Source organism: Bacillus cereus (genome assembly GCF_002567495.1).
Lineage (GTDB): Bacteria > Bacillota > Bacilli > Bacillales > Bacillaceae_G > Bacillus_A > Bacillus_A cereus_AQ.
In genome coordinates this window covers 1-21,978 of sequence record NZ_NVAP01000092.1, presented here as the reverse complement: position 1 = coordinate 21,978, position 21,978 = coordinate 1, and the positions used below count along the sequence as shown (strand labels likewise).

Here is a 21,978-nt window from a genome sequence, read left to right as displayed (position 1 = left end):
AAAGTTTCGGGCAAGAAAGTTCCTTATAAAATTACAGAGCGTCGCCCAGGTGATGTGGCAGTATGTTTTGCTGATGCATCGAAAGCAAAGCGTGAATTGGGCTGGGAGGCAACGCGTGGATTAGAGGAAATGTGTGCAGATTCTTGGAAATGGCAATCAAATAATAAAAATGGCTATTTAAAAGTTTAATGATGAATAAAAAAATGACCTTTGTATAAAAGCAATAGGTCATTTTTTATATTCATTTTCCATTAAGTTTATTAGCTAATTGAGAAAAGAATGTTCGCTGTTTTATAGGAATAGTTGATTGGAAAAATGTGTAGGGATCAATATTTTTAATGTAAGTAAAGATATTGATTATTAAGTGTGCGTTCTATTTCTCATTTTAGAACCAATTTTATTGAATTTTTTCATTGTATTTAATATAGCCTAGTGGTAAGAGAATGAAGGTTGAAAAGTGCATTATGATTATTACAGAGGTATTGTTATAAATAAGGCGGATTATCGGAAAGGGTATAGATAGGTTTTTTTGAGATATAGTTGGTAATATTGACGATTATTTTTATGATCAGCCAGCATATGTAAATGTAGTAAAAGAAATTAAAGGTCTTAATTCAAACCTGTTCCTTATACAAAATTGAGGATTTGAAACAATTAAAAACTATTAAGGGGTACTATCACGTTTCAGGTCCGTAATACAATTTTCTCATAAGAAAGAATGTATTACGGACCACCTCCTATTACACAATAGAAGGAATTAATGAATTCGAACAAGTTGTTTATGATATACTGTGTTCCCTTCTTGGCTTGCATATGGTGGGAGACTTCGTCCGAAACAATTTGCAATAATATTGGAGTGAGCGGGATAAGAAATGCGTATTTCATACAAATCAATAGTCTCATCTAAATCAGCATAAAAGACCGCTAAATGATTGCTTGGTAAGAGGTATGGGAAGGCTACTTCTGTATTTTCACCGATTAGCACAGGTAATTTTACAGGGTTAGAATAGTTAGACCAATCCCACACTTCTATATTTACATAGTGTGCATAATATGCGCCTAAATTTACAATGTTTACTACAGCTGAAATAGTTGCAGGTTCTTTTGTTAATACACCTGTGGAGTGAAAAATAGGGTGATTTGGATAATGAAGAGGCATAAATATCAAACCTTTCTTAAAATGATATGATTTTACAATATCTTATGCTAGAAGATAGTAAAATGAGATAGAGAAATGCATTATTCTATTAATTTTTTATAGAAATTGAAAGCGTATTATCGAAAAGGATACCAACACTTGTATCATTGCTAGAGTCCGTTTATAATCAAGGAATCCTATTTCATTTTTTGATAGGATTATTTATTATTGAAAGCGTTTTAAGTTCGCTCTTTTTTGAAGTCGGAAGTCTGACTTATTCGGGTGAAAAATTATGTATGTAGTTTTAAATAGGAAGAAAAATAATATAGGTATCACTTTATATTGTGAGGAGGTTAAAAGTGTGAAAGATAAAGATTTTCACACGAATATATATGGGTTATGTAGGATTATTACTTTCAGGGGCAGCTTTATTTTTAAATAGTCTTGTTATATTAGGGAAAGCAGAGATGAAAAGTGCAGGTGTTTTTAATTTATTTGTGGGTGCACTACAAATTATTATTCCGTTTTATTTGATCATGATTTCTGACCAAAGTAATTGGACAGTGTATTCATATGCGGCTACTTTCTTATTTGGATTAACCTATTTATATGTAGGTGTTACTTTTATAAAGGGAATGGATAGTAGTGGTCTAGGATGGTTTTGTATTTGGGTAGCAATTATAGCCTTATTCTATATGGTTGTTTCATTTGTTCAATTCCATGATGTTGTTAATGCGTTAACATGGTTTATGTGGGCATTACTTTGGTACTTATTCTTTGTGCTAAATACACAAAAAAAGAATATTAATCAATATCTCGGAAGAATCGCCTTCGTACAATCATGGGTAACATTGACTTTACCTTCACTATTTTATTTTATGGGAATGTGGGAAGAGGGATTCGTATATGAACTATGGGTTTATGTATCAGTAATATCTATTTTGTACTTCTGTTATTGTATTTTTAAATATAGAGTCCGTTAATATATTATCTGTAGAAAAGCATGGAATCGTTAAACTGATTTCATGCTTTTTATATATTAGCGTTTTATAATAATATAGGTAGTATTTTACAAATTGTTAAAATAGGGATGATGAAATTGAAAAAAGTGCTGGTGCTAGGAGGAACAAGGTTTTTTGGTAAACATTTAGTAGAATCTCTTTTGCAAGCTGGACATGATGTAACAATTGCTACAAGGGGAGTTACTGAAGATTCTTTTGGACATGCAGTAAAAAGGTTGATCGTGGATAGAGAAGATGAAAGGCTATTAAGAGAGTGCTTAGAAGATAAAAGTTATGATATCGTATATGATAATTTATGCTATAGCTCAAATGCAGCGAAAGTGGTATGTGAAGTTTTGAAAGGAAAAACGAAGAAGTATATCATGACATCTTCAATGGCTGTCTATGAGCCTGCGCTAGACCTGGCAGAAGGGCACTTTAATCCGTACGAGTATGCAATTACGTATGGAGATAGGAAGGATTTTAATTATAGTGAAGGAAAGCGATCAGCTGAGGCGGTTTTATTTCAATATGCAACATTCCCAGTCGTTGCAGTGCGTTTTCCAGTTGTTATTGGAGAAAACGATTATACGAAAAGATTACAATTTTACGTTGAATGTGTTGTGAACCGAAAACCTATCGTTGTGGATCATTTAGATGGAAGTTTATCATTTATACATGAAAAAGAGGCAGGAGAGTTTCTTGCTTGGTGCGGGATGGAAAATGTGGAAGGGCCAATTAACGCTTGTAGTAATGGGATAGTTTCTACGGAAGAAATGATTCATTTCATAGAAGAGAAAACGGGGATAAAAGCGCTCATCCAGGAAGCTGGGGAAAATATAGCTCCCTATAATGAGGTAACTAACTGTACGTTACATAATGGAAAGGCTCGTGAATTCGGATTTTTGTTCCGAGAGCTGAAACCAGAAATAAAAAATGTTTTAAAATACTATATAAATACAATGAAGTAATCATAAATCCCCCGGTGGCAATCCGGGGGATTCTGGAGGATTTCGACAATACTGATTTTACATTACCAAATTTACCTTATACGTATGACTAATGTTTTTGTGATTGAATTGCTTGTAAATACTTCTCGTTTACTTGGTCCCAGTTTACTGTATGCCACCAGTTGGTAACAAACTCTGGGCGCCGATTTTGATACTTTAAATAATAAGCATGTTCCCATACATCAATTACGAGTAAGGGGATTTTCCCTTCTTGCAAAGGTGTATCTTGATTTGGTGTACTCATAACAGAGAGTTCCTCACCGTCAAGAACAAGCCATCCATAGCCACTTCCAAAACGACTAATAGCTGCTTTGGAAAGTTGATCTTTTAAGTTGTCAAAGGTATTGAAATAATAATCAATTACTTTTGCAACGTCTCCATTAGGCTCACCGCCACCTCGTGGGCTCATCACTTCCCAAAAAAGACTATGACAATAGTGACCACCACCGTTATTTCTTACAGCTGTAACAATTTCCTTCGGTAAAGTATCTAAATTACATAGTAATTCTTCTAAAGGTTTATTATGTAATTCAGTATAATTTTCTAAAGCAGCATTTAAATTGTTTACGTATGTCGCATGGTGCTTTCCGTGATGAATGGAGAGCGTATTGCTATCGATATATGGCTCTAGTTCATCATAATCATATGAAAGCTTTGGCAATTGAAATGAAGACATAACATTACCTCCTTTCTAATTAAAAGTTGGTCTAGGTAAAAATAATTTACCTGAGTAAAAAATACACCTATTTTCCATATAAGTCAATAGTAAGGCTGTTAATTTTCTGAAAAATATTACAATAAAAGTAACACTCTCATTTTCATTTGTGACTCGTATCCTTTTTGCTTATACTGTAAAGTAGTAGTGTTTTGTTGAAATAGAAGGAGATTGTTTATGAGTAAAACGAAACAATTAATAGAGGAAGCAAGTAATTTTATTACGATTTGTTATAAGGAGCTTCATAAAGAACAACTGATAGAAGAGCGTATAAAAGAAATTCAAATTGAGATAGAGAAGACGGGGACATATGAGCATACATTCGAAGAACTTGTTCAGGGTTCACGAATGGCATGGCGTAACAGTAATAGATGTATTGGAAGACTCTTTTGGAGTAAGATGCACATATTAGATGCGCGCGAAGTGAATGATGAAGAGGGTGTATATAATGCATTAATTCATCACATTAAATATGCAACGAACGACGGGAAAGTTAAACCGACCATTACGATTTTTAAGCAATATCAAGGTGAAGAAAATAATATACGAATTTATAATCATCAATTAATTCGATATGCAGGATATCAAACTGCAATGGGAATGATCGGTGATTCTCATTCTGCTACATTTACAGATTTTTGCCGGGATCTTGGTTGGCAAGGAGAAGGTACGAACTTTGATGTATTGCCGCTTGTTTTTTCTATAGACGGGAAAGCCCCCATATATAAAGAAATTCCGGAAGAAGAAGTAAAAGAAGTGCCAATCGAGCATCCAGACTACCCTATTTCATCGCTTGGAGTAAAATGGTATGGAGTGCCGATGATTTCAGACATGCGCCTAGAAATAGGTGGTATTTCCTATACAGCAGCTCCATTTAATGGATGGTATATGGGAACAGAAATAGGAGCTCGTAACTTAGCTGATCACGATCGTTATAATTTACTTCCAGCGGTGGCGGAAATGATGGATTTAGATACATCGAGAAACGGTACGTTATGGAAAGATAAAGCATTAGTTGAATTAAATGTGGCTGTTTTGCATTCTTTTAAAAAACAAGGAGTTAGCATTGTTGATCATCATACTGCGGCACAACAATTTCAACAGTTTGAGAAGCAGGAGGTTGCTTGTGGAAGGGTTGTAACAGGGAACTGGGTATGGTTAATTCCTACTTTGTCACCAGCTACGACTCATATTTACCATAAACCTTATCCAAATGATATTATTACACCTAATTTTTTCCATAAATAGTTAGTAATATATAGTTATAAGTCGTGAAATTTAAATTTTTTTAATTCCTGTTAGATAGCAGTTGAAAGCCTTTACTTCTAGCCCTTTTTATCTGGCGTTTTTTGAAACGTCCAGATCCTTATGTTATAATCAAATTTCTGTTTCGAAGACCTTATGGAAATATAAGGTCTTTTATTTTGCCTTTTTATGTAAGAGGAATAGATTGTTTCTTTGAAATAAGGGATTTAGCATATTTTTAGGGACAACATAAGTATGTAGAAAATCGGTTTATTATTATGCTTATATAATTATTGCGTTTCGGATTTAAACAAGGAAACATAATAAAGTTGTTTTTTTAGATTGCTGAGGAAGGAGGAAGTGTAAATGAGAATGAAGAGTCGACAAACTGATTGGCCTGTATTTCTTATTAGTGGTGGTTCACTTTTATTATTTGTAATTGCAGTTTTTTTGAACAAGGATTATGTAGAGAGAGTAATTAATAACAGTTTCGCTTTTTCAATTAAATATTTCGGTGCCTTCTGGCAAGTTTTATTGTTAGGTACATTTATTGTTGCGATGTGTATGGCATTCTCGAAATATGGGAGGGTCAAACTAGGTGATTTAGAGAAACCTGAGATTAGTACGGCAAAATGGCTTGCTATTATTATGTCTACATTACTTGCCGGAGGTGGCGTTTTTTGGGCAGCAGCCGAGCCAATGTACCATTTGATGACGGTGCCACCAATACATGCAGGTATATCTGCTGGCACGAAAGAAGCAGTCATGCCTGCTTTAGCACAAAGTTATATGCATTGGGGCTTCTTAGCATGGACGATTTTAGGTACAATTAGTGCGGTAGTTATGATGTATGGGCATTATCATAAAGGTATGCCGTTAAAACCCCGAACACTTTTATATCCTATTTTTGGGGAAAAGTTACGAAAGAGCTTGCTTGGAACGGTAATCGATGCATCTGCAATTATTGCAGTAGCTGCAGGGACAATTGGCCCAATTGGATTTTTAGGTTTACAAGCAAGTTATGGATTACAAGAATTATTTGGAATTCCTGATGTGTTTACTACTCAATTAGCAATTATTGTTTGTGTAGTGGCCGTATCTACTATATCGGCAGTAACAGGTATTGATAAAGGGATTCAAATTATAAGTAATTTAAATGTTAGATTAGCAATTTTGTTAATGGCATTCATATTATTATTTGGGCCAGGTGGATTTATTATTGATTCCTTTGTCTCTTCGTTTGGATTTTATGTAAATGAGTTTATACCGATGAGCACATACCGTGGTGATACAAGTTGGTTAGGATCTTGGACAATCTTTTTCTGGGGATGGTTTATTGGATACGGACCGATGATGGCAATTTTAGTGAGTCGAATTTCAAGAGGGAGAACGATTCGAGAAATCATCGTTGCAATTGGAATTATCGCACCTATTATTACAACGTTTTGGTTTACTATATTAGGGGGATCAGGTGTGTTTTATGAGTTAATGAATCCTGGTTCTATCTCGGACGCATTAAGTGAATCTGGTATGCCAGCAGCGATGATTGCAATTACAGGGCAATTGCCACTTTCTAATATTATTGGACCAGCATTTCTTTTATTAACAATTTTGTTTGTAGTGACAACTGGAGATTCAATGGCGTATTCCATTTCAATGGCAGTGACTGGAGATGGAGATCCTAGAATTAGCTTACGAATTTTTTGGTCGCTTATTATGGGCGCAGTTGCAGCAATTCTTTTATATATGGGTGAAGGAAGTATTAATGCGCTACAATCGTTTATCGTAGTGACGGCAGTTCCGGTATCAATTTTGTTATTCCCAATGCTATGGTTAGCACCTAAAGTTGCAGGAGAATTAGCATTAAAACAAGGTATTGTAAAAGAAGAAGATAAAACTGCATTCTTATTTCAGAAGGCTAGTAAATCAAAATAAATGATAAATAAACACGAAAAAGAGGAAGCATCTTAAATGAGGTGCTTCCTCTTTTTCGTTTAATCTAATACTTTTCCCTTTGTTTCTGGTACACATAGTAGCATTGTAATTAACCCGATTGGGTAGATGATAAAAATCAGGGACAAAGCCCCAAGTAGGTTGCCACCTGTAGCGAGTAATCCGATAATAACAGGGCCAAATCCAGCTAACCCACGTCCTGTACCGAAAATAAAGTTTTCTGCTGTAGAGCGGGCTTCAGCAGGATAGTTTTCAGCTAAAATTGCCCCAAATCCCCCCATCATTCCATTTGCGAAGAATCCGAGTAAAGCACTTCCCCATAATAATAATGTTGAATCTGTGAATAAGAAGAAGTAAATGAGACAGTATATCGTACCGCCAATATAATAGATTGCAAAAGTTTTACGACGACCAATTTTATCAGCCAGAATACCAAAGATTGCAATTCCAATTAGCATACCGATGGTAGAAATGAACATCCAGCCACTTGCTTTTGCTAATGTATAGTTATATTTATTTGCTAAAATAGTTGGCATCCATGTGAAAATTCCGTAATATCCGAAGTTCTGGATAAATGACATAATAATAAGACCAATTGTTGTGATTGTTACTTTTTTATTTGCAAATAACTTTCGAAGTGGGAACTTTTTCATATGTTTTAGTTGTTCTGCTTCAGTATTTGTTAATTTACCTGCAGCTTCTTTTTGCAATAGTTCCTTTTTGTAGCGTTGTTTTTGCTCCCATATTTTCGGTTCACTTAAACTTTTACGGACATAGACAGCTAGTAAAGCTGGAATTAATCCAAATAAGAAAACGGCTCTCCATCCAAAGTGTGGGACAATAAATGCTGGAAGGAGTGAAGCAACTAGTACACCAAATTGCCATCCAAGTGCAACAACAGATGTTGCTTTAGCACGCATTTCTTTAGACCATGTTTCTGTTACAATGGCCATTCCAATTCCAAATTCACCACCAACTCCCATTCCAACTAAAAAGCGAAGAATTAATAAGTGCCAGTAGTCTGTTGCGAAATAAATGAGTGCGGTTGCTAGTGAAAACAGTAAGATTGTGAAGGCCATTGTACGAATACGGCCAAATAAATCAGCAATAAATCCAAATAAATAAGAACCAATTAGCATCCCTATTGTGGTAGCTAATGTTAAGTTTCCACCTTCAACAGGGCTTAAGTGAAATTCTTTTAAAATATAGACAAGTACGAAAGATAAGAGCAACATATCTAAACCTTCTGCGGCGTATCCTAATGCAGAACCAAACAATGTTTTATATCTTTTCTCTTTCGTCTCCTCTGTTGTTTGTTGTACATCAGTAGTGACGTTCATTATTACTCCTCCTTATTTTCTACAGTCGCTATGGAAGAATAACAAAAGGCCTTCTCACCTGATATGATGAGAAGGCCAAAAAAGCATACGTATCCCTAAAAAAGAACATACGTATATTGTATTCCGACTTCCTTCTCAACCTCACGGGGTTGGGTTAAAGGACTGTATTATATTACTTTATTTTTAGCACTCTTCTATTATATTGTCAAATAAAGAGGAGGTTGTTATGTGTAAAATATTTCGAAAAATATTTCGTTCTTCTTGACGCCGACTTCATTATTTTCCCATAATAAAACTAACTAAATAAAAAGGAATGAATCAAAGATGCTAAATTTAGTACTCATGATGATTGAACGAGTCGGACTTATAGTTATTTTAGGATTTTTACTCTCTCATATTAAAACGTTCAGGCGCCTCCTTCATAAACAGGATGGCTATGTAGATAAGCTTAAGCTTATTTGTATTTTTTCGGTATTTACAATTGTAAGCAATTACACTGGAATTGAAATAGCAGGAAATACGATTATGAATGAAAATTGGTTACAAGGTGTTTCTTCATCAAGTACAATTGCGAATACACGTATTATGGGTGTTGGTATTAGCGGCTTACTTGGTGGACCTATCGTAGGGATTGGAGTAGGGTTTATTGCTGGTATTCATCGTTATATGCTTGGTGGTACGACAGCGCTAAGCTGTGCAATCTCTTCTATTTTAGCCGGGATTATAACTGGTTATATCGGATACATTTTCAAAAAATATAACCGTACAATTACGCCTAAGTTTTCAGCAGTTTTAAGTGTTTTTATCGTATCTTTAGAAATGGTTATGATTTTATTAATTATAGAGGATGGAATTAGCGTTGTGAAAACAATCGCGATACCGATGATCCTTGTAAATAGTTTTGGAAGTTTTATTTTACTTTCTATGATACAAGCTATTTTGCGTCAGGAGGAGAATGCAAAAGCACTTCAGACTCATAAAGTATTGCGCATTGCTGATAAAACGTTACCGTATTTTCGTCAAGGATTAACAGAAGAATCGTGTAAACATGTGGCACAAATTATTCACCGCTTTACAGGAACGGATGCTGTATCTTTAACAGATACAGAGAAAATATTAGCGCACGTTGGATTAGCATCAGATCACCATATTCCTTCACATAGTTTAATAACTGGTTTATCAAAAGAAGTTTTACATACAGGGCAAATAATGAAGGCGAAATCACGTGAGGTTATTAATTGCCAACATGAAGGCTGTCCCTTACAAGCCGCTATTGTTATTCCACTAACTTCACATGGAAATACGATAGGAACATTAAAACTGTATTTCAAAAATTCTAACCAGTTAAGTCGCGTTGAAGAAGAATTAGCAGAAGGGTTAGCAAAAATATTCTCTACGCAGTTAGAGTTAGGGGAAGCTGAGTTGCAAAGTAAATTACTTCAAGATGCAGAGATAAAAGCATTACAAGCACAAATTAACCCGCACTTTTTATTTAATGCGATTAATACGGTATCAGCTTTATGCCGAACAGATGTAGAAAAAGCAAGGAAGTTATTATTACAGCTTAGCGTGTATTTTCGTTGTAATTTGCAAGGAGCACGTCAGTTATTGATTTCACTAGAACAAGAATTAAACCACGTACAGGCATACTTATCACTAGAGCAAGCGAGGTTTCCAAATAAGTATGAAGTAAAGATGTATATTGAGGAAGAGCTAAAGACAACTTTAGTACCACCATTTGTTCTTCAACTCTTGGTTGAAAATGCATTGCGACATGCTTTTCCTAAGAAACAACCATTATGCGAAGTGGAAGTGCATGTATTTGAAAAAGAGGGTATGGTTCATTTTGAAGTGAAGGATAACGGGCAAGGAATTGAGCAAGAACGCCTAGAACAATTAGGAAAAATGGTAGTTTCGTCAAAGAAAGGGACTGGAACAGCTTTATATAATATTAATGAACGTCTTATTGGATTATTTGGGAAAGAGACGATGCTTCATATCGAAAGTGAATTAAATAAAGGGACGGAGATCACCTTTATTATTCCAAAAAAAGTAGGGGAGGAAGAGCGAGGTGTTAAAAGTATTAGTAGTTGACGATGAAATGCTAGCACGTGATGAACTAAAGTATTTATTAGAGAGAACGAAAGAAGTTGAGATAGTTGGTGAGGCTGATTGTGTGGAAGACGCATTAGAAGAACTAATGCAAAGTAGACCAGATATTGTGTTTTTAGATATTCAATTATCCGATGATAATGGATTTGAAATTGCAAATATATTAAAGAAGATGAAAAATCCACCTGCAATTGTATTTGCAACGGCCTATGATCAATATGCATTACAAGCCTTTGAAGTAGACGCGTTAGATTACATTTTAAAACCATTTGATGAAGAGCGTATTGTACAGACATTAAAGAAGTATAAAAAACAAAAACAATCGCAAATAGAAACGAAGCACGAAATAAAGGGAAGCGATGTCACAGCAGAGATGCACAAATTAGCATTACCAATTGAGGAATCGATTGTACTTTTGAACATTGAAGATATTATATATGTAGGGCTTGTAGATGGAAAAGTAACAGTAAAAACAATGAGAGAAACGTATGTAACACATGATACACTCGTAATTTTAGAGAAGAAGTTACCACAAGCAAGTTTCATGCGCGTCCATCGTAGCTTTATTGCGAATATTAATCATATTACTGAAATTCAGCCATGGTTCAATTCTACTTATAATTTAATCATGAAAGAAGGATCGAAAGTACCTGTTAGCCGTACATATGCAAAAGAACTCAAAAAGCTGCTTCGTATTTAAGAAGCAGCTTTTGTATTTCATCCTTTTATATTTGTAACTGATTCTGTATATTTGACGTTCTGTTATGTAAACGCTTACCTAGATGTTTATATCCTATACAATAAAGGTACCAAATCGAAAGAGGTGGCCAAAATGAGTACGAAAAAAGTATATAGTTTCTTATCACAAGCATTCATATTCTCAGCTATTATGTTAATTTCTAATATTATTGCAACACATTTACCAATTCCAATGCCTTCATCGGTAATCGGGTTAGTTATTTTATTTAGTCTATTATGTTTAAAAGTAATTAAATTGGAGCAAGTTGAATCACTTGGAACAGCTTTAACCGGTATTATCGGATTCCTTTTCGTCCCATCAGGTATTTCAGTTATTAATTCTCTTGGTGTAATGGGGCAATACTTTGTACAAATTTTAACTGTAATTGTTGTAGCAACAGTTATTTTACTCGCTGTAACAGGATTATTTGCACAATTTATTTTAGGAAAAGATGAAAAAGAAACAGAAGATACAAAAGAATTGAAAGTAGTAAATAAAGGACGCAAGCACGGAAAGGTTGCGTAACCATTGTAGTTATATATTGTTAGGAGGTAATGAACATGGCAAGCACAATGACTCCATATTTCGGAATCGTCGTTTCATTAATCGCATACGGGATCGGAACATTATTGTTTAAGCACTCAAAAGGGTTCTTCCTATTTACACCATTATTCGTAGCGATGGTATTAGGGATTGTCTTTCTAAAGGTAGGTAACTTTACTTTTGAAGAATATAATACTGGCGGAAAAATGATTAGTTTCTTCTTAGAACCAGCAACCATTGCATTTGCTATCCCATTATATAAACAAGTGGATAAGTTAAAAAAATATTGGTGGCAAATTTTATCGGCTATCGTGGTTGGATCTATTTGCTCAGTAATTGTCGTGTTCATTGTTGCAAAAGCAATCGGTTTAGATACAGCAGTAATGAATTCAATGCTACCACAAGCAGCAACAACAGCAATTGCGTTACCAATCTCAGAAAGTATTGGTGGTATCCCAGCAATTACATCGTTTGCAGTTATTTTTAACGCAGTTATCGTATACGCATTAGGAGCATTATTCTTAAAAACATTTAGAGTGAAACATCCAATTGCAAAAGGTCTAGCGCTTGGAACAGCAGGCCATGCATTAGGAGTTGCAGTAGGAATTGAAATGGGCGAAGTAGAGGCAGCGATGGCAAGTATTGCTGTAACGGTAGTTGGAGTTGTAACAGTAGTCGTCATACCGATGTTCATGCCATTTATTGGATAGTAAAACTTACTTAAAAAATAAGAAAAGCAAGCTATTTGTAGGACAGATTTCTACTGATAGCTTGCTTTTTATGTTACAGTATTGGTAAGACCTATTTAAAAAATGTAAGTTTCCTTAAATCTTCATTAATACTATGTAGAATACGTTTTGAATTAGGTCATTGTATTGTAAAATAAGAAGTAAGCTACTATACACCTGCTAAGGCAGGCATATAATGAGCTTATAAAAATCTTAATATGAATAAATAACTAAAAGTAGAAAAGAGAGAAAAATCTACTTAATTAACGTTTTACTTTATAGGACAGGAGAGAGTACTCGTCGATTATGCAAATAAAAAACCTGTTTCAAAGCAAAGGATTTCAGAGGTTACTCGTATTAGTAATACTTGCTCTCGTGTTATACGGGCTGCAAAGTATGCTCAATTTAATATTAATTACGTTTATTCTCACGTATTTAATGGATCGATTCCAAAAGTTTATTTCCCGCAAATTAGATCATTTCATGCCCATTAATCGAAAAATTATTATAGCATTTCTATATGTAATGTTAATTGGTGGGATTGCTATTACGTTATTTAAATATTTACCAGTATTAACGATACAAATTTCACAACTGATTTATCAATTTAACGTATTTTTAAGAAACCCACCGGATAGTGAATTAATTAAATATGCAGTTAATGCTGTCAATCATATGGAGCTTTCTAAATATGTAGGACAAGGCGTAGACATTTTGTATAAATCGATTACGAATGTTGGGAAATTTGGCCTTCAAGTTTTACTTTCTTTAATTTTAAGTTTATTTTTCTTATTGGAAAAAGCTCGTATATCTGCTTTTACTGCAAAGTTTAAAGAAAGTAGGCTTGCAATTTTCTATACTGAAATTGAGTACTTCGGAAAGAAATTTGCACGTTCATTTGGAAAGGTAATCGAAGCACAATTTTTAATTGCCGTTGTTAACTGTGTTCTTTCAGTTATCGCATTATGGATATTAGGATTCCCGCAATTATTAGGTTTAGCGTTAATGATCTTCTTACTTGGCTTAATTCCAGTAGCTGGGGTTATCATTTCATTATTCCCACTTTGTATGATTGCTTACAATATTGGCGGTATTATGTACGTTGTTTATATTTTAATTATCGTAACAGTGATTCATGCGCTTGAAAGTTACGTATTAAATCCGAAGTTCATGTCGCAAAAAACAAATTTACCAATTTTCTATACGTTTATGGTATTAATTTTCTCAGAACACTTCTTAGGTGTATGGGGACTTATTATCGGTATTCCAATCTTCATTTTCTTATTAGATGTCTTAGATGTGACAAGTGATGAAATGGAGAAGGACTTTGGGAAAAAATAAAGTGAAGTAAGAAATGAACTGTACCCTATAAAGTGGATAATTTAACAAAAGAATTCTCCTTTGTATTTTATTAAAAATAATTTTGCTCATTTCCTGTATCTCACTTTTATCCTCGTTTCCATTATAACGAGGAATGAGCGTGAAAATGCACCAAACCCCCAAATCATAGACTTTTTGAGTGTCTACGATTTGGGGGTTTTATTATTACCTTAAAGACAATTGAATAAAATTAATATCTTTATATATAATTTAATAGATTTATTTTACAATCTTAAAATCCTTCTGGAAATGCTCTTGCTGTAAATTTAAATGAACCAACACCGCCATCATCAGTATATACAGAGATGGTATATTTTCCACTTGATACCCAATCTGACCAACTAGTACTAAAGTAAAGAGTTTTTTGCGCCCCTGGACTTATACTTTCTTGATAAAGCGTATGGCCTGCTGAATTTATAAGTTTATAGCGTAAAGTACTTGGCCCCGTGTTTTGAATCCAAAATTTAAGATCATCGCCAGATTTATTCCAAAAATAACCGGACCCAGAGCCATGATCAAAGGAAACTGCTTGACTCCCTAATAATATTGATGATGAATACATGATGATTGAATCGTCACCATTTCCTAGCTGAATTTCTGTTACTTCAGGAGTTTTATTCATGTTCGTTTCTGGTACTGATACTGCAGCTGTCCCTGTTCCAATTAAAGATAAAGCGATTGCTGGTAATACTAGTAACTTTTTCATTTCACAAACTCTCCTTTTAAAGTAAATTAATACACTTTATGATTTTATTTTCAACAAATGTATTTGCAATCTCATATTACTAGAATTAGAATTTAAAGAAAATATACAAATATTTATTTCGCTGTTAATAAATTACATTTTCGATTTTCAAGATTCCTTAAAACCTCGTAAATAAAGTGAAACTTTAATCATTGGGGGTTTTACTGTCCTTTACAAGGGGGAAAGCTTAAAAAGCATCGATGTTTGATGCTTTTTCTTTTATAACATTATGTTTCTTATGCCATACTGTAAGGAGAATATAGAATAGGGGTGAAAGAATGGCTGTAAATGAAAAAGTAGAATTAGCTACATTTGCTGGAGGATGTTTCTGGTGCATGGTTTCGCCATTTGAAGAGATGGAAGGAATTATAAAGGTTGTTTCTGGCTATACAGGTGGTCATAAAGAGGATCCAACGTATAAAGAAGTATGCTCGGAAACGACGGGACATTATGAGGCAGTACAAATTACATTTGATGCAAATAAAATGCCGTATGAAGAGTTATTAAATATATATTGGAGACAAATTGATCCAACTGATGTAGGTGGGCAATTCCATGACCGCGGACAGTCTTATGAAACAGTGATTTTTTATCAAGATGAAGAACAACATAAAAAGGCAGAGGCTTCAAAAGAAGAGCTTGCAAAGAGTGGACGTTTTTCAAAACCAATTGCGACAAAAATATTGCCAGCAGCTACGTTTTATCCGGCTGAGGAATATCATCAAGGATATCATAAGAAAAATACATTCCGCTATGAGCTATACCGTAAAGGTTCTGGACGAGATGCTTTTATTAAGCAACATTGGCCAAAGGATAATGCTCATTTAAAGGAAAAACTCAATGAGATGCAATTTTATGTAACACAAGAAAATGGTACAGAACCACCATTTCGAAATGAGTATTGGAATCATAAAGAGGAAGGTCTTTATGTGGATATCGTTTCAGGTGAGCCTTTGTTTACTTCTATAGATAAATTTGATAGTGGATGTGGATGGCCTAGCTTTACAAAGCCGGTTATGTCAGCTAGTGTGAAAGAAAAAATGGATGTGAGTCATAATATGACGCGTACGGAAGTGAGAAGTAAAGAAGGAGATGCACATCTTGGGCATGTATTTCCAGACGGTCCAGGACCAAATGGACTCCGTTATTGTATTAACTCCGCAGCTCTTCGATTTATCCCGAAAGAGGAGTTAGAGAAAGAAGGATATAGTGATTTTTTAATATTGTTTGGAAATAAAAAATAACCTCGCTAACTGCGAGGTTATTTTTATACTTTATTTTACTTTTTTCTTTTTAAATTTGCTTAGTGCTTCATAAACGATTGGAACAATAAGAAGTGTTAATAGCGTTGAACTTGTTAATCCACCAATTACTGTTACACCAAGTCCTTTAGAAATTAAGCCACTACCTTCAAATCCTAATGCAAGCGGGATAAGAGCCCCGATTGTTGCAATTGCAGTCATTAAGATAGGACGCAAGCGTGTTGCACCAGCTTCTAATAAAGCTTCACGTGTTGATAGACCTTCATTTTCTTTATGAATAACGCGGTCGATAAGCACGATAGCATTTGTTACAACGATACCGATTAACATAAGCGCACCAATCATTGCAGATACACTTAATGTTTCACCAGAGATTAATAAGGCAACAAGAGCCCCAATAATTGTGAATGGTAGCGAGAATAAAATTGCGAATGGTGCAAGGGCACCGCCAAATGTAACGACAAGAACGAAGTATACAATGGCAATCGCAGCTAACATCGCTAGGCCAAGTTGCTTGAACGATTCTTGAATATCTTTAGTAACACCGCCCATAGAAACATCTACGCCAGAAGGAAGATCCATTTTATCCACTTCTTTTTGAACTGCAGTAGATGCTTTTGAAACGTCATCAGATGTTAATTTTGCACTAACCTCTGCATAAACACGGCCATCTCGGTGTGTTACTGTATTCGATGTTTCACCTTCTTTTACAGTCATAACATCTTTCACAGCTACTTCATTACCAAGTGGTGTTGTAATTTTGCGATTTGTTAAGTCATCGATTGTTCCATAATTTTGTTTTTCAGCTTCTACATATACATTGATATCTTTACCGTCTTTTTTAATTGTTGTTAGAACAGGGCGATCATGTTGATTAGAAAGTCCCATTCCAATTTGAGCAGCCGTTAGGCCCATTTTACTCAGCTTTTCTTGATCTGCGACTAAAGTGTATTCTGCATATGTTTTTGCAATACTAGAATCTATATCTTTTAAGTCTTTATTTTTCTTCATGATATTTTGAATATCTTTTACGACGGGCTTAATATCTTCTGAGCTATCTCCATAAACGTATAGTTTAATTTCGTTACTACCGCCACTTGCTCCGAAGTCTTGGTTTTTCCATTCACCTTTTCCAGACATTTTCTGTAAATCTTTTACGACTTGTTCTTTTTCTTTTTCGAAGTTTTTCGTGTCGTTATCATATTGAACGAAGAACATAGCTTGATTTGTTTGACCAGGGCTCATTGGGTTCTCTCCACCTAATGAGAACTGAATTGTTTTAACTTCTTTTTTATCTTGGAAGTGCTTTTCAGCTTTCGTTGCAATTTTTTCAACGTCTTCTAACGTTTGACCTGGTTCAGGTTTGTATGTTGCGATAATCATTTTTTCTTCTTCAGAAGGTAAGAAACTTACACCGATAATCGGTACAAGTGCGAGACTACCAACTAATAGAAGGACAGCGATACTTGATGTAATAATTTTGTGATTTAAAGCCCATTCAAGTATACGTTTATACCCATTTGCTAATTTACTTGGTTTCTCTTCATGATGTACCTCTTTTTCCCTCATGCTTTCTTTCTTAAATAAAGAATGAGCAAGCATTGGTACGATTGTAACTGCCACTAGTAACGATGCTAATAAAGCGAAGACGATAGTTAAGGCGAATGGTAAGAACATTTCACCAATCATACCTTTTACAAGTCCTAGCGGTAAGAATACAGCGATTGTCACAATGGTAGAAGACATAATCGGGATAAACATTTCTTTCGTAGCTTCACGGATTAAATCTTTTCCGCGCAATTTCTCTTCTGATAACGACATACGTCGGTAAATATTTTCAATAACAACAATTGAGTCATCGACAACGCGGCCTATAGCAACTGTCATTGCTCCAAGTGTCATAATGTTAAGCGTAATATCCATTTGTTTTATAACTAAAACAGCAATTAATAAAGAAAGTGGTATTGAAACGACAGAGATTAACGTTGTTCGAATATTTCGTAGGAACAGCATAATAATAACAATCGCAAAGATAGCACCGAAAATTGCTTTGCTCAGCATTGTTTCAACTGATTTTTCAATAGGCGCACCTTGGTCGAATGTTGAAATGATCTCTAAATCCTTATATTTTTTCTCAAGATCTTTTACTTTATCTTTTACTGCATTTACAACATCAACTGTATTTGCATCAGCAGCCTTCACAATTTGAATTCCAATTGCTTCTTTTCCATTTGTTCGAGAAATAGATTCTGCTTTTCCAACTTCTTTAATATCAGCAATTTCATCTAATGTAACTGTTGGAATTCCGTTCATAGCAGCTGGATTCATTTGCGGTGTTTGTGCACCAGCGCCAGCATTTTGACTACCTTGACCGTTAGGTGATGAAGGTATAGCTGGGATTTTGAGTTCTTTTAATGCCTTAATCGTTGTAATATTGCCATCTACAACAACTGATTTTTCCGTGTCTTTAAACGTGTATAAGCCAAGTGGTAAAGATACGTCCGATCCTTTAATTACATTTTTTACAGTATCTTCACTTAGTCCTAATTCTTTCATTTTATCTTTCTTGAAGACGAGCTGTACTTCATCTACTTGTTGACCTGCAATTTGAACAGATGCAACACCATCAAGTCCTTTTAATCCCGGCACAACATTTTTTTCTACATTTTCAGTTAAGGTAGCTAAAGATTCATTCTTGCTTGCTACGCTTAACGAAATAACAGGAAAAGCATTGAAGTTTACTCGTGAAACCTTAGGGTCTTTAACACCGTCTGGGAGCTTTACATTCGTGAGAGCTTCTTTAATTTCTGTTTCTGCTTTTTCCATATTTTTATCAAAATTGTATTCTACTTGAATAGAAGATGCGTTTTGATAAGATGATGAGCTAACAACGTTAACACCACTTAAATTTTGTAGTTGTTCTTCCATCGGCTTTGAAACTTTATCAGCTACTTCTTCTGGTGTAGCACCAGGATAGACCGTAGTTACTGTCACAATCGGTGTTGTAATATCAGGAATTGTTTCCAGCTTCATATTGAGTCCAGAGTAAATCCCCGCAATAGTAACAATAATGGTTAGTAGCCAAACCGCGAACTTATTTTTTAACGAGAAATTGATGATTTTGTTCATGTTTGCGCTCCCTTTTTATTATATTGACCAACTGGTCAGTCTAATACATAATATAACTGACCGTTCGGTCAATCGTCAATAAAAAGAGATGATATAATAAAGTGAAACTTTAATCGGTGGGGATTTTTTTATCTTCACTGATTATTAGTTGAACCAATCGGGCTTTTACGGGCAGCCAGCCCCCAACCTAACTTCTTTTCTTTCGCTGAATTTTGAGGCGGGAGGCTTACTGCCCGGCGAATAGCGGGATAAATTCACTATAAGATGCGAGATTAAATTTAGGAGAGAAGATATGAAAGAAAAAGAGCGTTTAATTATAGAATCGGCTATGAAGTTATTTGCTACTAAGGGTGTAAATGCGACATCAGTGCAGGAAATTGTGACAGCTAGTGGTATATCTAAGGGAGCTTTTTACTTATATTTTAAATCAAAAGATGAGCTTTTATTAGCGACACTTCGATATTATTATGATAGGATTCAAAAGAAAATGCTGGATATTGAGCAAGAGTCTTTGTTACCACGTGAAAAATTTGCAAAACAATTACATTGTCAGTTTAATGATATACAAAAGCATAAAGAGTTTATTATTATGCATGCGAGAGAAAATGCGATTCCGTTTAATAAAGAAGTGGAAGAATTTATGATGCGGATGAAGTTAGAGTCTCATGCATTTTATCGGAATAGTTTATTGTCCATTTATGGTGAAAAGGTTATGCCATATTTATTGGATTTAGTAATTATAGTGGAAGGCATATGCCGTGGGTATTTAGAATTAATTATTTTACAAGCAACAGAAATTGATTTATCTTATGTCTCTGCTTTTATTTTAAAAAGAGTAGATAATCTAGTTGATGGCTTGGTAGAATCTGCGGAAGAACCTGTTTTACATGAAGAAAAGCTTGGAGAATTTCTTTGTAAATCAGAGCTCATTAAGGAACAGGTTAAAGAGCATTTTTTAAAAGAAATTATTGTATTTAAGCGTACTCTAGCTGATCAATTAGAGGACGATGAGCTGCTAGTAACATTAGATGTTTTAGAGGCAGAAATGAGATTACTTAATCCAAGAATTCCGGTAATTAGAGGTATGTTAGCAAATTTAGAGGCGTATCCGGAATTAAAAGAATTTCGATTACGCCTTATAGGATACTACAATATAAAAAATTCTTAATAAAAACAAGTAAAAAACTCCTTGTCTACACAAGGAGTTTTTTCTTAAAGATTACTTACTATTTTGAGACCATTCTTCTACATCCCAAACCTTTGTGATCCAATCTTCATAGAAGTCCGGTTCGTGACATACAAGGAGAATTGTTCCTTTATATGCTTTCATAGCCTTCTTAAGTTCTTCTTTTGCTGTAACATCAAGATGGTTTGTCGGCTCATCAAATAGTAGCCAGTTACTTTCTTCACCCATTAGCTTACATAAACGAACTTTTGCTTGTTCTCCACCACTTAATTGACTTAATGGACGAGAAATATGTTCATTTTTTAATCCGCATTTCGCTAACATCGCACGAATTTGATGCTGGTCTAGGCCAGGGAATGTATTCCATACATCATCAATTGGTGTTATATTATCAGCTTTAACTTCTTGTTCAAAGTATGCAGGCTCTAAGAAGTCACCAAGGCTTGTTTTACCGTTTAAAGGTTTAATTTTACCTAAGATTGTTTTTAGTAATGTTGATTTACCAACACCGTTACATCCAACAATAGCAATCTTTTCACCACGTTCAATTGTCATTGATAGTTTTGGTAGTAGCGGATGTGTATATCCGATTTCTACATTCTCACCTTCAAAGACGAAGCGACTACTTGCACGACTTTCTTTAAATGAGAATTCCGGTTTAATTGCTGTTTCAGGGCGATCAATAAGGTCCATGCGATCGAGTTGTTTTTGACGACTCTTTGCACGACCTGTCGTTGAATAACGAGCCTTGTTCTTTGCAATGAAGTCTTCTTGCTTTTTGATAAACTCGCGTTGCTTTTCATAAGCGTTGATATGTTGATTTTTATTGATTTCTGCTAGTTCTAGGAATTTTTCATATGTCGCTGTATAGCGTGTCATTTTTGTGAATTCTAGATGGAAAATAACATCAACACATTTGTTCATAAATTCTGTATCATGAGAAATTAATAAGAATGCATGTGGATATTCTTTTAAATAAGTTGTTAACCAATGAATATGTTCAACGTCTAAATAGTTAGTAGGTTCATCAAGCAATAACACTTCTGGTTGTTCAAGTAATAGCTTTGCAAGCAATACTTTTGTACGTTGTCCACCACTTAGTGCTGAAACATCACGATCTAAACCAATAGCATCAATTCCAAGACCACGTGCAGCCTCTTCAATTTTCATATCTAGTAAATAGAAACCACCTGCTTCAAGTGCATCTTGTATTTCTGCCATTTGCTCAAGAAGTTCTTCTAGTTCTTCTGGTGTAGCAGTTCCCATTTTTTCTGTAACTTCATTTAACGCTGTTTCCTTTTCGAATAACGGTAAAAATGCATCTGCTAGTACGTCACGAATTGTACGTCCAGGCGTTAAAATAGTATGCTGATCTAAGTAGCCGTAATGTGTGCCTGGTGTCCATTCTACACGACCTTCGTCATGAATAAGTTGACCAGTAATGATATTCATAAATGTTGATTTACCAACACCGTTTGCACCAACTAATCCAACGTGCTCACCTGCTAATAATCGCATAGATACATCTTTAAATAATGTACGATCGCCAAATGTATGTCCTAATTTTTCAACTGTTAATAAGCTCATAGTATCCTCCGTCCAACTTGAAATAGTACCTTGAATCATGATACTAAATTCTTTCATATAATGCCATCATTTCAAAATGTATATTTTTTCAAAAGAAGTGTTTGTAAATGTTAATATATAAAAAAGTTACTTCTACCTACTAATCTGTACCCTATAGAATAGACA

Annotated in this window: 18 protein-coding genes and 1 pseudogene; 13 read left to right on the top strand and 6 right to left on the bottom strand. The window is 34.7% G+C overall.

The features are described 5' to 3' along the window. A partial coding sequence (locus COK05_RS30235) for a GDP-mannose 4,6-dehydratase (protein WP_176539480.1) occupies positions 1-189 on the top strand: 189 nt, incomplete at its 5' end. 277 nt (positions 190-466) lie between these two features. Next, positions 467-638 (top strand): annotated as a pseudogene (locus COK05_RS31985) (endo alpha-1,4 polygalactosaminidase); the annotation flags it as partial. 119 nt (positions 639-757) lie between these two features. Here COK05_RS31985 and COK05_RS30225 read toward each other — a convergent pair. Next, entirely contained in the window at positions 758-1,159 is a 402-nt protein-coding gene (locus COK05_RS30225; RefSeq protein WP_098615461.1) for a hypothetical protein, read from the bottom strand. A gap of 371 nt (positions 1,160-1,530) precedes the next feature. Here COK05_RS30225 and COK05_RS30215 point away from each other — a divergent pair, with 371 nt between their 5' ends. Then, a complete protein-coding gene (locus tag COK05_RS30215) occupies positions 1,531-2,121 on the top strand; it encodes an AmiS/UreI family transporter (RefSeq protein ID WP_098615459.1) in 591 nt (196 codons plus the stop codon). A gap of 107 nt (positions 2,122-2,228) precedes the next feature. Continuing rightward, positions 2,229-3,110 (top strand): NAD-dependent epimerase/dehydratase family protein, encoded by an 882-nt coding sequence (locus tag COK05_RS30210; RefSeq protein WP_098615458.1) that lies wholly within the window; start codon positions 2,229-2,231, stop codon positions 3,108-3,110. A gap of 88 nt (positions 3,111-3,198) precedes the next feature. Here COK05_RS30210 and sodA read toward each other — a convergent pair whose 3' ends face one another. Beyond that, positions 3,199-3,825 (bottom strand): superoxide dismutase [Mn], encoded by a 627-nt coding sequence (sodA, locus tag COK05_RS30205; RefSeq protein ID WP_098615457.1) that lies wholly within the window; start codon positions 3,823-3,825, stop codon positions 3,199-3,201. Positions 3,826-4,041: 216 nt separating this feature from the next. On the opposite strand from sodA, the gene COK05_RS30195 reads away from it, so the two are divergent. Next, on the top strand, positions 4,042-5,112 hold the full coding sequence (locus tag COK05_RS30195; RefSeq protein ID WP_098615456.1) for a nitric oxide synthase oxygenase: 1,071 nt from the start codon (positions 4,042-4,044) through the stop codon (positions 5,110-5,112). Positions 5,113-5,475: 363 nt separating this feature from the next. After that, positions 5,476-7,044: a BCCT family transporter gene (locus tag COK05_RS30190; protein ID WP_098615455.1), complete on the top strand. Its 1,569-nt coding sequence runs from the start codon at positions 5,476-5,478 to the stop codon at positions 7,042-7,044. 59 nt (positions 7,045-7,103) lie between these two features. On the opposite strand, the gene COK05_RS30185 is transcribed toward COK05_RS30190, so the two are convergent. Next, a complete protein-coding gene (locus COK05_RS30185; RefSeq protein WP_098615454.1) occupies positions 7,104-8,402 on the bottom strand; it encodes an MFS transporter in 1,299 nt (432 codons plus the stop codon). 324 nt (positions 8,403-8,726) lie between these two features. Here COK05_RS30185 and lytS point away from each other — a divergent pair, with 324 nt between their 5' ends. From lytS to COK05_RS30160, 5 genes are all read left to right on the top strand, one after another. Further along, positions 8,727-10,496, top strand: coding sequence for a two-component system sensor histidine kinase LytS (lytS, locus tag COK05_RS30180; RefSeq protein WP_098615453.1), 1,770 nt, complete (start codon positions 8,727-8,729; stop codon positions 10,494-10,496). Further along, positions 10,474-11,214 (top strand): LytR/AlgR family response regulator transcription factor, encoded by a 741-nt coding sequence (locus COK05_RS30175; protein WP_098615452.1) that lies wholly within the window; start codon positions 10,474-10,476, stop codon positions 11,212-11,214. Before lytS ends, COK05_RS30175 begins: the two co-directional genes overlap by 23 nt. 132 nt (positions 11,215-11,346) lie before the next feature. Continuing rightward, the gene (gene lrgA, locus COK05_RS30170; protein ID WP_000104901.1) at positions 11,347-11,778 is read left to right on the top strand and encodes an antiholin-like murein hydrolase modulator LrgA; all 432 of its coding nucleotides are present in this window, start codon (positions 11,347-11,349) and stop codon (positions 11,776-11,778) included. A 35-nt stretch (positions 11,779-11,813) separates the two neighbouring features. Continuing rightward, complete coding sequence (gene lrgB / locus COK05_RS30165; protein WP_000168869.1) at positions 11,814-12,506, top strand: antiholin-like protein LrgB; 693 nt, start codon at positions 11,814-11,816, stop codon at positions 12,504-12,506. 324 nt (positions 12,507-12,830) lie between these two features. Continuing rightward, entirely contained in the window at positions 12,831-13,865 is a 1,035-nt protein-coding gene (locus COK05_RS30160; RefSeq protein ID WP_098615451.1) for an AI-2E family transporter, read from the top strand. Positions 13,866-14,136: 271 nt separating this feature from the next. Here COK05_RS30160 and COK05_RS30155 read toward each other — a convergent pair whose 3' ends face one another. Next, the gene (locus tag COK05_RS30155) at positions 14,137-14,610 is read right to left on the bottom strand and encodes a hypothetical protein (RefSeq protein ID WP_098615450.1); all 474 of its coding nucleotides are present in this window, start codon (positions 14,608-14,610) and stop codon (positions 14,137-14,139) included. A 317-nt stretch (positions 14,611-14,927) separates the two neighbouring features. Between COK05_RS30155 and msrB the strand changes: the two genes are divergently transcribed. Further along, positions 14,928-15,893 carry a peptide-methionine (R)-S-oxide reductase MsrB gene (gene msrB, locus COK05_RS30150; RefSeq protein WP_098615449.1) on the top strand — a complete coding sequence of 322 codons (966 nt, stop codon included), beginning with the start codon at positions 14,928-14,930 and terminating at the stop codon, positions 15,891-15,893. Positions 15,894-15,923: 30 nt separating this feature from the next. Here the strand turns inward: msrB and COK05_RS30145 are convergent, their stop codons facing one another. Further along, a complete protein-coding gene (locus COK05_RS30145) occupies positions 15,924-19,040 on the bottom strand; it encodes an efflux RND transporter permease subunit (RefSeq protein WP_098615448.1) in 3,117 nt (1,038 codons plus the stop codon). 292 nt (positions 19,041-19,332) lie between these two features. On the opposite strand from COK05_RS30145, the gene COK05_RS30140 reads away from it, so the two are divergent. Further along, the gene (locus COK05_RS30140; protein WP_098615447.1) at positions 19,333-20,208 is read left to right on the top strand and encodes a TetR/AcrR family transcriptional regulator; all 876 of its coding nucleotides are present in this window, start codon (positions 19,333-19,335) and stop codon (positions 20,206-20,208) included. Between the two features lie 51 nt (positions 20,209-20,259). Here COK05_RS30140 and COK05_RS30135 read toward each other — a convergent pair whose 3' ends face one another. Beyond that, positions 20,260-21,813, bottom strand: a complete 1,554-nt coding sequence (locus COK05_RS30135) for an ABC-F family ATP-binding cassette domain-containing protein (protein WP_098615462.1) — start codon at positions 21,811-21,813, stop codon at positions 20,260-20,262. Positions 21,814-21,978: the final 165 nt, after the last annotated feature.